Source organism: Pseudomonas sp. SWRI77, from assembly GCF_014269105.1.
Lineage (GTDB): Bacteria > Pseudomonadota > Gammaproteobacteria > Pseudomonadales > Pseudomonadaceae > Aquipseudomonas > Aquipseudomonas capeferrum.
Window position 1 is genome coordinate 1 of the sequence record NZ_JABWRV010000045.1, and the last position, 14,189, is coordinate 14,189.

General features: G+C 61.6%; 10 protein-coding genes, 1 rRNA gene and 1 pseudogene. 4 read left to right on the forward strand and 8 right to left on the reverse strand.

The annotated features are described in order from the left end of the window. Positions 1-192 precede the first annotated feature (192 nt). Positions 193-308 (forward strand): 5S ribosomal RNA (rrf, locus tag HU766_RS25550). A 53-nt stretch (positions 309-361) separates the two neighbouring features. Here the strand turns inward: rrf and HU766_RS25555 are convergent. The 4 genes from HU766_RS25555 to HU766_RS25570 form a co-directional block, all read right to left on the reverse strand. After that, on the reverse strand, positions 362-2,776 hold the full coding sequence (locus HU766_RS25555) for a TonB-dependent siderophore receptor (protein WP_186661693.1): 2,415 nt from the start codon (positions 2,774-2,776) through the stop codon (positions 362-364). Between the two features lie 171 nt (positions 2,777-2,947). Continuing rightward, entirely contained in the window at positions 2,948-3,916 is a 969-nt protein-coding gene (locus tag HU766_RS25560) for a FecR family protein (protein ID WP_186661674.1), read from the reverse strand. Next, positions 3,913-4,416, reverse strand: coding sequence for a sigma-70 family RNA polymerase sigma factor (locus tag HU766_RS25565; RefSeq protein ID WP_186661676.1), 504 nt, complete (start codon positions 4,414-4,416; stop codon positions 3,913-3,915). The genes HU766_RS25560 and HU766_RS25565 overlap by 4 nt, the downstream gene beginning before the upstream one ends. 92 nt (positions 4,417-4,508) lie before the next feature. Then, positions 4,509-5,198, reverse strand: a complete 690-nt coding sequence (locus HU766_RS25570) for a GntR family transcriptional regulator (RefSeq protein WP_033703537.1) — start codon at positions 5,196-5,198, stop codon at positions 4,509-4,511. A 205-nt stretch (positions 5,199-5,403) separates the two neighbouring features. On the opposite strand from HU766_RS25570, the gene lapG reads away from it, so the two are divergent. Beyond that, positions 5,404-6,165: a cysteine protease LapG gene (lapG, locus tag HU766_RS25575; protein ID WP_186661678.1), complete on the forward strand. Its 762-nt coding sequence runs from the start codon at positions 5,404-5,406 to the stop codon at positions 6,163-6,165. 10 nt (positions 6,166-6,175) lie between these two features. Continuing rightward, positions 6,176-8,122, forward strand: a complete 1,947-nt coding sequence (gene lapD, locus HU766_RS25580; protein ID WP_186661680.1) for a cyclic di-GMP receptor LapD — start codon at positions 6,176-6,178, stop codon at positions 8,120-8,122. Positions 8,123-8,253: 131 nt separating this feature from the next. On the opposite strand, the gene HU766_RS25585 is transcribed toward lapD, so the two are convergent. The 4 genes and pseudogenes from HU766_RS25585 to HU766_RS25600 form a co-directional block, all read right to left on the reverse strand. Then, positions 8,254-9,612, reverse strand: a complete 1,359-nt coding sequence (locus HU766_RS25585) for an HlyD family type I secretion periplasmic adaptor subunit (RefSeq protein WP_156311540.1) — start codon at positions 9,610-9,612, stop codon at positions 8,254-8,256. Between the two features lie 7 nt (positions 9,613-9,619). Beyond that, positions 9,620-11,776, reverse strand: a complete 2,157-nt coding sequence (locus HU766_RS25590; RefSeq protein ID WP_033703532.1) for a type I secretion system permease/ATPase — start codon at positions 11,774-11,776, stop codon at positions 9,620-9,622. A 44-nt stretch (positions 11,777-11,820) separates the two neighbouring features. Then, a pseudogene (locus HU766_RS25595) lies at positions 11,821-12,086 on the reverse strand (channel protein TolC); the annotation flags it as partial. Further along, complete coding sequence (locus tag HU766_RS25600) at positions 12,050-12,229, reverse strand: hypothetical protein (protein WP_186661682.1); 180 nt, start codon at positions 12,227-12,229, stop codon at positions 12,050-12,052. The pseudogene HU766_RS25595 and the gene HU766_RS25600, both read right to left, overlap by 37 nt. Before the next feature lie 310 nt (positions 12,230-12,539). Here HU766_RS25600 and HU766_RS25605 point away from each other — a divergent pair. Continuing rightward, on the forward strand, positions 12,540-14,189 hold a 1,650-nt coding region (locus HU766_RS25605), incomplete at its 3' end, for a retention module-containing protein (RefSeq protein ID WP_186661691.1).

Sequence of the window (14,189 nt, forward strand, 5' to 3'; positions counted from 1 at the left end):
CCCATCCCGAACTCAGTAGTGAAACGATGCATCGCCGATGGTAGTGTGGGGTCTCCCCATGTGAGAGTAGGTCATCGTCAAGATTCATTTCGCAAAACCCCTATCTGCGCATGCAGGTAGGGGTTTTGTCTTTAAGTAGAAGCCATAGAAATTCGCGGGCACGTCTTCAGGACGGGCCGGCACACAGAATTTCTTGACGACCATAGAGCATTGGAACCACCTGATCCCATCCCGAACTCAGCAGTGAAACGATGCATCGCCGATGGTAGTGTGGGGTCTCCCCATGTGAGAGTAGGTCATCGTCAAGATTCAAACCCAAAGCCCCTGTCTGCATCGCAGACAGGGGCTTTGTCTTTTCGGGTCAGAATTGATAGCTGACCGTTGCGCTGACGTTGCGCTCTTCACCCATGTAGCAATAGTTCAGGCTGGCACATGAAGTGACGTAGCTCTCATTGGTGAGGTTGTTGGCGTTCAGGCGCACATCCATCCCCGTCAGGCCAACCTTGCCCAGGTCGTATCCGATCGAGGCATCAAACAGCGTGTAGGAGGGCACCTTCATGCTGTTTTCCGCATCCACCCAGCTGTACCCTACATAACGCACCCCACCGCCCAGTCGCAGGCCGTCCAGCGGCCCCTGGCGGAAGTTGTAGTCGGCCCACAGCGAAAACATCTGCTTGGGTGCCTGGGTGGGCGAATTACCCTTGTTGTCCAGGTTGGCTGTCACCAGGCTCGGCATCGTCTTGGCATACTCGATGTCGGTAAAGGTGTAGCCGCCCAACAGCTTGAGGTTGTCGGTCAGCTGAACATGCGCCTCCAGCTCCAGGCCTTGTGAGCGTACTTCACCCACCGGGCGGTAGAAGTCTTCGTTCGGCTGCTTGGAGGCCAGGTTCTCCTGCTCGATACGGAACACCGATGCGGTAAACAGGTTGTCACTGCCGGGCGGCTGGTACTTGATACCCGCCTCCCACTGAGTACCCTCGGTCGGTGCCAACGGCCGGCCTTCCTGGTCGGACACGGTATTGGGGTTGAACGACTCCGAGTAGCTGACATAGGGCGCCAAGCCGTTCTCGAACAGGTAGAGCACGCCCGCCCGGGTGGTGAATTTGCTGCGCTGGTCGTTGACCTTGGTGTTGCTGTCGCGATTCTCCTCGGAGACCTTCACCCAGTCCTGGCGTAAGCCCAGCGAGAAGCGCCATTGGTCCAGCTCGACAAGGTCCTGCAGGTACACACCCGTTTGCTGCAGGCGGCGCTGATAGCGGTTTTCACCGAGTACCTGGAGGTTGCCATTGCCATATTGAGGGTTGCCGGCATCCAGCGGGTCGACCGTGCCGTAACGCCATTCCACGTCGGCCTTGCGGCGCTGGTAGTCGGTGCCAAGCAGCAGGGTGTGCTTGGCCGCGCCGGTGAAGAACTCCGCCTGCAGCATGTTGTCGATGATGTACGAATGCAGGCGCTCGTCGCCCCCGGTGTAGGCGCGGTTGAGGATGTTGCTGTCGGCGTCGGCCCAACCGGCCGAATACACCTGGTCCATCGTCACGTCAGAATCCTGGTAGCGGAAGTTCTGCCGGGCGGTGAAGACGTCGTTGAAACGGTGCTCGAACTGGTAGCTGAACGACTGCTGGGTACGCTCGTAGTTGTCGACCCCAGGCTCACCTTCAAAGAAGTGGTCTGACAGGCGCAGCCCGTTGCGCTTGTGCAGCATGCCGTCAGCCGGGTTACCCCCGTGGTAGCCACCATTGGGGTCGTGCTGCAGGTATGCCTGCAGCGTCAGCGAGGTATCTTCGGTGAAGTCGATGCTGACAGCCGGTGCGATGGCGTAGCGTTCTTCCTTGTTATGGTCGAACTGAGTATCAGAGCTGTCCGCCAAGCCTGTCAGGCGATAGGCAATACGCTTGTCGTCATCGACCGGGCCGCTGAAGTCGAAGCCCATGCCACGCTGGCCTTGGGTGCCGACGGTGGCCTGCACCTGATGGAAGGGCGTGAACAGGGGCTTCTTGGTGGTCAGTGCCACCAGGCCCCCTGGTGAGCTGCGGCCATAGAGTACCGAAGAGGGCCCTTTGAGGATGTCGATGCGCTCCAGAAAGTAAGGGTCCACTTGCATGGTGCTGTAGGTGCCGTTGTCTCCCATGGACTTCAGGCCGTCAACGTAGATGTTGTCGACCGAACCGTCGTTGAAGCCGCGCATGGCCACATAGTCGTAGCGGTGAGTGGCGCCATAGGGGTTGGTCAGCACCCCAGGCGTATAGCGCATGGCCTGGGCGACGGTCTGCGAGCCCTGGTCATCTATCTGCTGGCGAGTCACCACCGAGACCGACTGTGAGGTTTCCACCAGGGGCATACTGGTCTTGGTCGCGACCTGGCTGTGGGTGGCGTTGTAGCCATCCATGCTGCCCAAGGCATTGCCCAGGGAGAAGCTGCGGATATCGGTGTCTGGCAGCGACAGTGCGGCGTTGTCTGGCTGGGCCCGCAGCACATAGCTGTGCCCACCCTGGCTTACGGCCTCCAGGCCGCTGCCATTGAGCAATTGGCGCAGCGCCTGATCGGCCGAGTACTGCCCTTGCAAGCCACGGGATTGCAGCCCATTGGTCAATTGCGGTGTGCTGGAGAGGGTGATCCCCGCCTGACGGGCAAACTGGTTGAGCACATCGTTCAGTTCGCCGGGCGCAATCGCATACTGCTGGCTGACCTGCGCGGCTTCAGCGGCCAAGGCTTGAAGGGGCAGGGCGCTGATGCCCAGTGCGGTACCGAACAGGGCTGCCCGAACGGCCTTGCGCAGGCTGGCTGAATTCAAGACAGGTCGAAAATCATTCTCGTTAGTGTGGTGTGTAGAGGTAGAGACAATGGGCATGAAAGCGTCCGTTGAAAGGTTGAGGGCAGAAGGCGTTGCTTACTGTCCTAGCCGGATCGATGCCCAAAACCCGCCAAAAATATCCCCGCAGGGGTGAAGTCAGGCCATGTGCTCGACGCGGATCCACCAACGTGTGCGTTGGCGAAGCCTGACCGGGAGCGTTTTTGGCAGCAGTTGCAGCAGTTGCTCCGGGTCGTCCAGGCGGAACACACCGGACAGGCGCAGATCGGCAATGTCATCGCTGCAAGCCAGGTAGCCATGGCGATAGCGGCTCACTTGCGCGAGAAAATCGTGCAAGCGCATGTCGCGGGTCACGATCAGCCCTTCGCTCCAGGCCGTGGGGTCCATATCCACGCGATCCAGGCGTTGTGCACCGCTGGCATCCAGGCGCCAGTGCTGGCTGCTGTCGATCCATTGCACCTGGCCATTCCCCGGCCGGTGTATCGCCACCTTTCCCTGGCTGACGCTGACGCGGGTGCAGGCGATATCCTGGCGTACCACAAAGCGAGCATTGAAACCTTCGAGCAAGGCCTCTTGCGTCTGTACCAACAGGGGGCGCGTCTGATCCTGCGCTTCGCTGCAGGTGAGCATCAGCTCCCCTTGCTTGAGGTGGACCAAACGCTGCTGCTGGTCGAAGGCCAGGTCCACCGCACTGCGCGTGTTCAGTTGCATCAATGAGCCATCGGGCAGGTGCAATCGCCGCCGTTCGCCAGTAGCAGTGGCGTAGTCCGAAGCCCAGGCGCTGACGCTATCGAGGTCTCTGGCCAGCCAGGTGGCCGAGCCCACCAGGGCGACGCCGCCAAGCAACTTGAGCGCCTGGCGCCGGTGCAGGCGCCGCTGGCTGGTTTCCAGGGTGTGCAAGGCAACCCCAGCGCCGGGGATGGTCCGCAGGTCAAGGTCCTGGTGCAGGTGTATCACCCGTTGCCAGGCCAGTTCGTGCTCATGCCGCGCGCTACGCCACTGCTCGCATTGCTGCAGCAGGGCAGGGCTGCTACCGCTCTCTCGCAGCCTGAGCAGCCACTGAATGGCTTGCTTGACCGCTTTGGCCGACGGTGCGACTACTGTCATCGCTCGTCTTCAAAGCGCAGCAGGTAGCAATGGTAAAGCGCATCGGCGATATAGCGCTCGACGGTGCGTACGGATATGCCCATTTGCTCGGCGATGGCCTGGTGTTTCAGCCCATCGCACTGGGCCAGCAGAAAGGCGCGGCGCACCTTTGGCTTGAGCCCGTCGAGCATGCGCGCGATACGCTCCAGCAGCTCCAGCAGCACTTCGCGGGTCTCGGCCGAGGGGGCCTGTGTTTCCGGCAAGTGAGCCAGGGCTTCGAGGTAGGCCCGGTGCAGTTCTTCACGGCGCCAGTGATCGATCACCAGCCCACGTGCCACGGTCCGCAGAAACGCCCTTGGCGTGTTCAGCTGTACCTGCTCGCGACGCTGCAACAGCCGCACGAAGGTGTCCTGCGCCAGGTCCGCGGCATCGGCGGCATTGCCCAGCTTGCTGCGCAGCCAGGCATGCAACCAACCGTGGTGGTCACTGTAGAGCGTTTGCACGGAGTCATTGGAAGGCATGGAGGAGGGCGCTGGCTTCAATGGACATGAATGATAATTAGTCTCATTGTTTGCGGTGCCGGGCTAATTTGCAACCGTCTCATGCCGGCCTGTTATCGTGCCAACTGCGAATCCAGGTAAGCCCTGATCACGTGCGCGCCGGAGTTCAAGTGCTTCTCCAGCACGGCGATGGCTTCATCCACCAGTTTGTCGCTGGCCGCATCCACCAGCGCGTTGTGATCGTCCTGGGTGAGTTTCCCCAACCCCATTGAGGAAAGATGAAAGCGCAGAAAACGCTCTTCTTCGTTCAGTTCGTTCTCGATCAGGCGCAACAGCTTCTTGTTTGACGCCTTGCTGTACAGCGTCATGTGGAACAGGCGGTTGAGGCGGCCGAGTTCGGCGTGGCGGGTCTCATGCTCCAGTTGCAGGATGTAGCCGCGGGCACGGGCGATGTCGTCGGCATCAAGCAGCGGAATGGATTGGCGCAGCGCCTCGCTTTCGAGCAGAACACGCAGGGCATAGGTGTCTACCGCGTCCTCGCCGATCAACGGCGCAACCACAGCGCCCTTGTGCATCTCCACGTTCAGCAGCGATTGCGCTTCAAGTTGGCGCAAGGCCTCGCGCACAGGCATGCGGCTGACCCCGAACAAGGTCGCCAGCTCTTGCTGACGCACAGCGGTGCCTGGCGGTAGTCGCCCATCAAGAATGGCGCTGCGCAGGCGCTCTTCGATAACAGCACGTGCCAGGTGTGGGGGTAGCTGTTCGCTAGCCAGCACGTTGCTCAGTTTAATTTTCTCGGCCACGCGGAGTCTGCCTCGACCATAACGAAAGTTGGATCCAATGACACTAGTAACAGGCAAGGGGGCTTGTCAAACCGTCAGCCGCATTGGAGCGGGTGACCCAAGGCCGCGGCTATGGTGTATGAAGTCGCTTGGCAAAGGAAGCGGCACATAGAACGAGATAGCCATAAAGTTAGTATGGCCCATCCCCAGGTTGCGTGATTGCAGGATGCCATTGTCTTTTGCACAGCGAGGCCGCACCATCGCTGCTTTCGACTGGTCTGAACAGGTCTTCGCAGTGGCGATATCCTGGATGTTCAAAACCGCTGTGCGACGTGTCGGCCTTGCCGCGCTGCTGGGTAGCTTGCTACTGGGCGGTTTGCACGCGGATTGGGATTTTTCCCAGATCAGTCGCAAGTCGCAGGCCCTGTATGGCCCGCTTGGCGCAGGCCAGGGGCGTATCGACGCCTGGCAGCACCTGATGGCCACGCAGAAGCAGGCCACCGAGCTGGAGCGGCTGCAGGTGGTCAACCGCTTCTTCAACCAGCAACTGCGCTACGTCGAAGATATCGATCTGTGGCATGAGGTCGATTATTGGGCCACGCCGGTCCAGGCACTGATCAAGGGGGCAGGTGATTGCGAGGACTACGCTATTGCCAAGTATTTCAGCCTACGGCGCATGGGCATCCCCAGCGAAAAGCTGCGTATCACCTACGTCAAGGCGTTGCGGCAAAACCGAGCGCACATGGTGCTGACCTACTATTCAAACCCACAGGCTCAACCGTTGGTGCTCGACAGCCTGATGGATGCCATCAAGCCGGCGAGCCAGCGTCCCGACCTGCTGCCGGTGTATGCCTTCAATGGTGAGGGGCTGTGGCTGACAGGCGCCGCCGGCAACAAGAAGGTAGGCGATACCAAGCGGCTGTCACGCTGGCAGGATTTGCTGAAGAAAATGCAGGCCGAAGGGTTCCCGGCCGAGCCGGTTTACTGAAGGAGCACAGATGTCACTGTTCAAACAATTGCTGTTGGCCATTTGCCTGTTCCTGGTGGTCGCCTTCAGCGGCAGCTTCATGGTCAGCCTGGAGAGCTCGCGCAGCCAGTACGTCAACCAGCTGCGTTCGCACGCCCAGGACGCAGCCACTGCCCTGGCGCTGTCGCTGACACCCAACATCGACGACCCGGCGATGGTCGAACTGATGGTCAGCTCGATCTTCGACAGTGGCTACTATGCGAGCATCAAGGTCGTCGACCTGGGTTCCAATGCCGTGTTGGTGGAGCGCCATGCCGAGCCTGACCGAGGGGGTGTGCCGGCCTGGTTCGTCCACCTCATTGGCCTTGAAGCGGCCGGTGGCGATGCCATTGTCAGCCGCGGATGGCAGCAGGCCGCCCGGGTGGAGGTGATCAGCCACCCGATGTTCGCCATTGCCAAGCTCTGGCAGAGCGCCTTGGGCAGCCTGGGCTGGTTGCTGCTGTGTGGTGCTGCCAGTGCGGTGCTCGGCGCGTTGTTGCTGCGCCGCCAGTTGCGGCCACTGGACTACATGGTCGAGCAATCCCATGCCATCGCCCGGCGCGAATTCCTCAGCCTGCCAGACCTGCCGCGCACACCCGAGCTGCGCCGTGTGGTGCAGGCGATGAACCAGATGGTCGAGAAGCTCAAGGCGCTGTTCACCGAGCAGGCCGAGCGCAGTGAGCGGTTGCGCGCCGAGTCCTACCAGGACAGCCTCACCGGGCTGTCCAACCGCCGCTATTTCGAGATGCAGCTCAATACCCGCGTCAGCAACATGGAGGAAGCGCGGGCCGGTTACTTGCTGTTGCTGCGGGTGCAGGGGCTGGCAGGCCTCAACGCGCGCCTGGGCGGGCAGCGTACCGACCAGCTGTTGCAGGCGGTGGGCGAGCAACTGCGCCGTACCTGTGCCAGCTACCCAGAAACCAAAGACCTGATTTCGCGCAGCCGTGGGGGCGAGTTCGCCGTGCTGGCGCCGGGTATGGTGCACGAGGAGGCCGTACAGCTTGCCCAGGCGCTGGAGGCCACCCTGCAGAGCCTGCACGAGACTGGCGCCAGTGATGTCAGCCCGGTCGCGTGCATCGGCCTTGCGCCCTTCAGCCCCGGCGATGCGCCACAGGCATTGCTGAAACTTGCCGACGAAGCCCTGGCCCTTGCCGAAAACCAGCCGGCACCCGGCTGGGTCTGTCTCGAACAGGGTGCAGCTGCGGTAGCGGGCGATAGCCATCATGCCTGGCATGAGCGGCTCGACCAGGCATTTGCCAATGGGCATTTCGAGCTGTTTTTCCAGCCGGTGGTGGACTGCGAAACAGCGCAACGGGTGTTGCACCACAAAGTCATCTCGCGCTTGCACGATGAGCAAGGCGAGGCACTGCCCGCCGGGCGCTTCCTGCCCTGGCTGGAGCGCTTCGGCTGGATGCCGCGCCTGGATGTGCTGGTGCTGGAAAAGGTGCTCGCCCACCTGCGCAGCCATGATCAGATGCTGGCGCTGAACCTGTCCGCAGCAACCTTGGCCGACCCCAAGGCGCTGCAACGCGTCTACGAGCTGCTAAGCCAGCATGCGGCGCTGGGCCCGCGGTTGACGTTCGAGATCGGCGAAGAGCAACTGCCCGACCAGTCTGCCCTCGAGCAACTGACCCGACGCCTGCACGCGCTTGGCTTCGGGCTGGCGCTGCAGCGCTTCGGCGGCCGTTTCAGCATGATCGGCAACTTGGCACACCTGGGCCTGGCATACCTGAAAATTGATGGCAGCTATATCCGCAACATTGACCATGAGCAGCACAAGCGCCTGTTCATCGAAGCGATCCAACGCGCCGCACACAGTATCGACCTGCCGTTGATTGCCGAGCGGGTTGAGACGGAAGGCGAGCGGTTGGTGCTGCGGGAGATGGGCGTGGGTGGTATTCAGGGGCAGCTGGTGGGTGAACCTGCACCCTGGCGCTGATACTTCCCCGTGTAGGAGCGGCCCCGGCGATTTTTGCTGCGCCACAGAACCTGGGGCCGCTCCGCGACCCTTTCCGACCGGTCCGGCGCCTCGGCAAGGCCGCTCCTACACACACACAGCCGTGCGTGGCGTTAACGCTCGCGCAGGGCTTCCGAGCGGGCCTTCATGATCGGCTTGAGCAGGTAGCTCATGATGGTCTTCTTGCCGGTCATGATATCCACCGTCGCCACCATCCCGGGAATGATCAGTAATGGCTTCTCGTCAGTGCCCAGGTGGCTGCGATCGGTGCGCAGCTTGATCAGGTAGTACGTGGTCTTTTTGTCTTCATCGGTGATGGTGTCGGCACCGATCTGCTCCAGCTTGGCTTTCAGGCCACCGTAAATGGTGTAGTCATAGGCGGTGAACTTGACCGTCGCTTCCTGCCCAGGATGCAGGAAGGCGATGTCCTTGGGCAGGATCTTCGCTTCGATGACCAGGGTGTCGTCCAGCGGCACGACCTCGACGATGTCGCTACCCGGCTGGATCACTCCACCGATGGTGTTGACCAGCAGCTGTTTGACGATACCGCGCACAGGTGAGGTGACCATGGTGCGGTGAACCCGGTCGTCCAGCGCCTTGCTGGTGGCAGTGGCCTTGCTGAGCTCGGTGCGTGCCTCATTGAGCTGGGTCAGCGCTTCGCTGCGGAATTTGCCACGGGTTTCTTCGATCTTGCTCTGTACTTCCCGAATGGCCGCCTCGGCACGCGGGATGGCCAGCGCGGTGGAATCCATCTGGCCACGGTTTTCCACTTCGGCACGGCGCAGGCGCAGCACTTCGACCTGGGAGATTGCGCCCTGGGCTACCAAGGGCTCGGACATCGCAATCTCCTGGCGCAGCAGTTGCAGGCTGTTGGCGTACTGCGCGCGCTTGGAGGTGTATTCGCGCAGCTCCTGCTGACGCTGTACCAGCTGCTGCTGCAGGCCACCGATCTCGTCCTGCAGTTGCTGGCGCCGGCTCTGGTAAAGCGATTGCTCGTTGGCTGCCTGGTTGGGCGCGGCCTTGCTCAGGGCCTCATCGATTTGCAGCGGACGGTCTTCGACCTCGGCACTCAGGCGTTCGACGCGCAGCGCCATGGCCAAGCGGTCGGCCTCGGTTTCGCCGACGTTGGAGGCGAAGCGGGTTTCGTCCAGGCGCAGCAGGGGCTGGCCGATTTCGACGATCTGCCCTTCCTTGGCGTAGATTTCGGCGACGATGCCGCCCTCGAGGTTCTGGATCTTCTGCACCTTGGAGGACGGAATGGCCTTGCCTTCGCCGCGCGTGACCTCATCGATCGGCGCCACACTGGCCCAGACGATCAGGAACACAAAAAACGCGATCACACCCCAGATGGTCAGGCGCACCACACGCGGTGCATCCTCGATCAGCGCCTTGTTGACCTCGGGCAGCGGCTGCCCGCCGAGCGAATCGGAGCCCTTGAAGTAGCGCCGCAGGCCATCCTTGAACTGCCCCATATCGAGCTTATGCAACACTGATCTGCCCCTTTTTCAGCGCATCCATGACCGCGGCTTTCGGGCCGTCGGCGACAATCTGCCCGCGATCGATGACGATCAGCCGGTCCACCAGCGACAGCAACGAGGCGCGGTGGGTCACCAGCAGCACCGTCTTGTTCTCGATCACCGCCTGCAGGCGTTGCTTGAGGCGCTCTTCACCGGTGTTGTCCATGGCGCTGGTCGGCTCGTCGAGCAGCAGGATCTGCGGGTTGAGCAGCAATGCACGGCCCAATGCAACGTTCTGCCGCTGGCCGCCGGAGAGGTTCTGGCCACGCTCGCCCACTTGCAGCTCATAACCGTCGGGGTGCAGCCGGGCAAACTCATGAACACCTGCAAGTTCTGCGGCCTGCAGGATCATTTCGTCTTCGATGTAACGTGCGCCGCTGACCAGATTGTCGCGCAGGGTGCCGGCCATCAGCTGGATGTCCTGCGGCACATAGCCGATGTTGTGGCGCAGTTCGCTGACGTCGATCTGGCGGATATCCACGCCATCGACCAGCAGTGACCCGCCGTCGGCTTCATAGAGGCCCACGACCAGCTTGGCCAGGGAGCTCTTGCCCGAGCCGCTGCGGCCAATGATGCCGACCTTTTCGCCGGGGCGGATGGTCAGGTTGATGTTCTTCAGGGCCAGGTTCTGCTGGTTCGGGTAGGTGAACTCGACCCCGCGGAACTCGATGCTGCCCTGCAGTACCCGGCGGCTCAGCGGCCGCTCCTCGAAGTTGCGCTCCTGCGGCAAGTCCATCATGTGGTCGGTGGCGACCATGGTTACCTTCGCCTGCTGGTAGCGGGCCAGCAAGCCGTTGAGCTGGCCCAGCGGGCCGAGGGCGCGGCCGCTGAGCATGTAGCAGGCGACCAGGCCGCCCATGCTCAGGTTGCCGTCGATGATCAGGTAGACACCCACGCAGATCATCGCCACGCCTGCCAGCTGCTGGATCAGCATGGTGATGTTCATCGCCAGGCTCGACAGCACCTTCACGCGCAGCTCCAAACGGCTGAGGGTGCCGAGGGTCTGCTCCCACATGTACTGGCGCTCGCTTTCGGCGTTGTTGACCTTGACGGCGTCCAGGCCAGCCAGGGTCTCGATCAGGCTGGACTGGCGCTCCGAGGCCAGGGCCATGGTCCGCTCCATGGTCGCCATCAGCGGCCGCTGCAAGGCATAACCGATGCCCAGGGCCAGCGGGAAGGCGATGATCGGGATCCACACCAGGTGCCCGCCAATGATGGCGATGACGATCAGGATCAAGAGGGTGAACGGCAGGTCGATCAGGCTGGTCAGGGTCAAGGAGGCGAGGAAGTCGCGCAAGCCCTGGAACTCATGGATGTTCTGGGCAAAGCTGCCGACCCGCGCCGGGCGGTACTTCATCGACATGCCGACGATACGCTCGAACAAGGTCGCCGAAATGATCAAGTCGGTCTTTTTGCCGGCAAGGTCCAGGCAGAGGCCGCGCAAGCCCTTGAGGATAAGGTCGAAGACGTAGGCGCCGGCGATGCCGACGGCCAGCACCCAGAGGGTCGAGGTTGCCTGGTTGGGCACCACCCGGTCATACACGTTCATGACGAACAGCGGCGCGGCCAGGGCGATCAGGTTGATTACCAGGCTGGCGGCGATGGCATCGATGTACAGCCATTTGCTGCGCAGCAGGGTGTCGCGGAACCAGGATTTCGCGCGCGGGATGAGGTTGCCGTGGTTGACGTCGAACTTGTGCTGCGGCTGGGCGAAGAACACGCGCCCGCTGTAGTCACTGAGCAGCGCTTCGCGGCTGACATGCACCTCGCCACCATCGCTCTCGCTAAGCAGCAGGCGCGCGGTGTCTTCGTTTTCCCAGCCCAGCAGCACGGCGCTGCGGCCTTCCTTGAGCAACAGCATGGCCGGCATGGCGATACTGGGGATCTGCTCCAGCTTGCGCTGCAGCAGCCGCCCCTGCAGCCCTGCCCGGGCCGCGGCACGGGGCAGCAGCTCGGGGCTCAGGCGCTGGGCAGGCAGCGGCAGGCCGGTGGTCAGCATGACCCGGCTGGCGGGTTTCTGATGCAGGACACACAGGCTCAGCAAGCTATCCAGCAAGGGATCGTCATGCTGACTGCGTGGATCGTGGCTGAGTTGGACTCGACTGACTTCGGATTCCACGCGGCGCTCTCTTCATCCTTGCGGTGGGTGGGGCAGGGTGTGCCTCAGTTCAGGCCTGACAGGCTCACCCTCGGTTTCAGATCGTTCTGCACAACGGTGGCCATCGGGGCTACGACACCCTGATTCTTGAGCAGTGGCCAATGGTCGCCTTGATTCGATACTGAGTAAACAATTGTATGTTCTTCACCGCTACCAGACGACGCTGGCTTAGTGAAGGTTACAGCTTGGACTCCAGGTCAGCCTTGTCGCTGACGCCAGTGTAAAGGTTGAAGTTCATTCGCAGCATAGCCTGCCATTCGTTGTTATGGCCTGCGGGCTATCAAGGGTGGTCTGCATGGCTTCGGGCAAGGATTGTGCTTGTGAATAGGTGGCGGCGAGGGTGATGGGAAGAACGGTAAACAGTGAAGCACGCATTTTTGGCGAGTTCTCGAAAGCGCTGTTGTCCTGAATCACGGTTCAAGCTTTTCAGGGCCAGGAAAATGGCGCCAGAACTGACCGATGGGCGGGCTTCCGACCGGCCCTGGATTAGTACTAAAGGAAGGGGTGGCAAAGGTGCAAATATCAATGTGACATTACATTGCCGATTGTTTAGGATGGCGAGTATAAGGTCAATAGTTTGGCAGATAGTTAATTCCAAACAGTTATAGACGTAATTTTGACGTCAAATCCTCATCATATTAATCGACACAGATCCGCCTGAAGTGGCTTACAACAACGCCGCTCTGGCAGGGAAGTACCCTAACCGGGTCACACGGAGAGTCCAATGAGCAGCGTTGTAGCCATCGTCAAAAGCATTGTCGGCCAGGTTATTGCGGTATCCCCAGAGGGCATCCGGCGTGTACTCATCGAAGGTGATCGCCTGTTGGCGGGTGAGGAAGTACTCACCGGCCCGGGCGGCGCGGTAACGCTCGAGCTGGCCGATGGTCGCCTGCTCGACCTGGGCCGTGACAGCCAGTGGAGCGCGGATGCGCCCTACAGCAGCACCGACCTGGGCCAGGCCACTGCGCAGGCTGCACCGTCGGTCGAAGAGCTGCAGCAAGCAATCGCTGCGGGTGTCGACCCGACTACCGAGCTTGAAGCCACGGCAGCAGGCCCGGCAGCGGCGGGCGGTGGTGGCGCGCTGGGGGGTGGCCACAGCTTTGTCATGCTTGAGGAGACAGCGGGCAGGGTCGACACGAGCATCGGTTTCCCTACCGGCCCATTAGGCTTTGCTGCGGCGCTGGAATCTGAAGACGTTGGCGCGCTGGATACCAGCAACAACAATCAGCAGGTCATACCGCCCACCACGCCGACCGATGTCTCCACCGCGCTTGTCCTCAACGCCACCCCTTCCATCTCCGAAGCGGGTGGCGTAATCGTTTATACCGCGACAGTTGGCCAGGCGCCGACGTCCAACCTGGTCGTGACCCTGTCCAACGGAGCGGTGATCGTCATTCCGGCAGGGCAGACCAGCGGTAGCGTCAATGTCACCATCCCGGCGAATGACACGCCTTATATCGACGGCGGGCAGATCTCGACGACCGTGACGGGTGCCACCGGGGGTAACGGTCTGATTGTTACCCTGCCGCAAACGCCAGCGGTTACGCAGATTACCGATACTATCGACACCACCACTGCGACCCTGACCGCCAACCCTTCTGTGACCGAAGGTGGCGTGATCACTTACACCGTGACCCTGAGCAACCCTGCCCAGACTCCGGTAACCGTGACCCTGTCGAACGGCCAGACCATCACCGTCGAAGCCGGCAAGACCCAAGGCAGCGTTGACTTCCAGACCCCGGACAACGACGTCTACAACAACGGTTCGACCGTTAGCACCACCATCACCGGTGCCACTGGCGGCAACTTCGAGCAACTGACGCCTAACCCGACCCCGGCGCAGACCACGATCAACGACTCGGTCGACAACACCACTGCGACCCTGACCGCGAATCCTTCGGTCACCGAAGGTGGCGTGATCACCTACACCGTAACTCTGAGCAACCCTGCCCAGACTCCGGTTACCGTGACCCTGTCGAACGGCCAGACCATCACCGTCGAAGCCGGCAAGACCCAAGGCAGCGTTGATTTCCAGACCCCGGAGAACGATGTCTACAACAATGGCTCGACTGTCAGCACCACCATCACCGACTCTACCGGCGGTAACTTCGAGCAGCTGACGCCGAACCCGACCCCGGCGCAGACCACGATCAATGACTCGGTCGATGTGACCACTGCGACCCTGACCGCGAATCCTTCGGTCACCGAAGGTGGCGTGATCACCTACACCGTAACTCTGAGCAACCCTGCCCAGACTCCGGTTACCGTGACCTTGTCGAACGGCCAAACCATCACTGTTGAAGCCGGCAAGACCCAGGGCAGTGTCGACTTCCAGACCCCGGACAACGACGTCTACAACAACGGCTCGACTGTC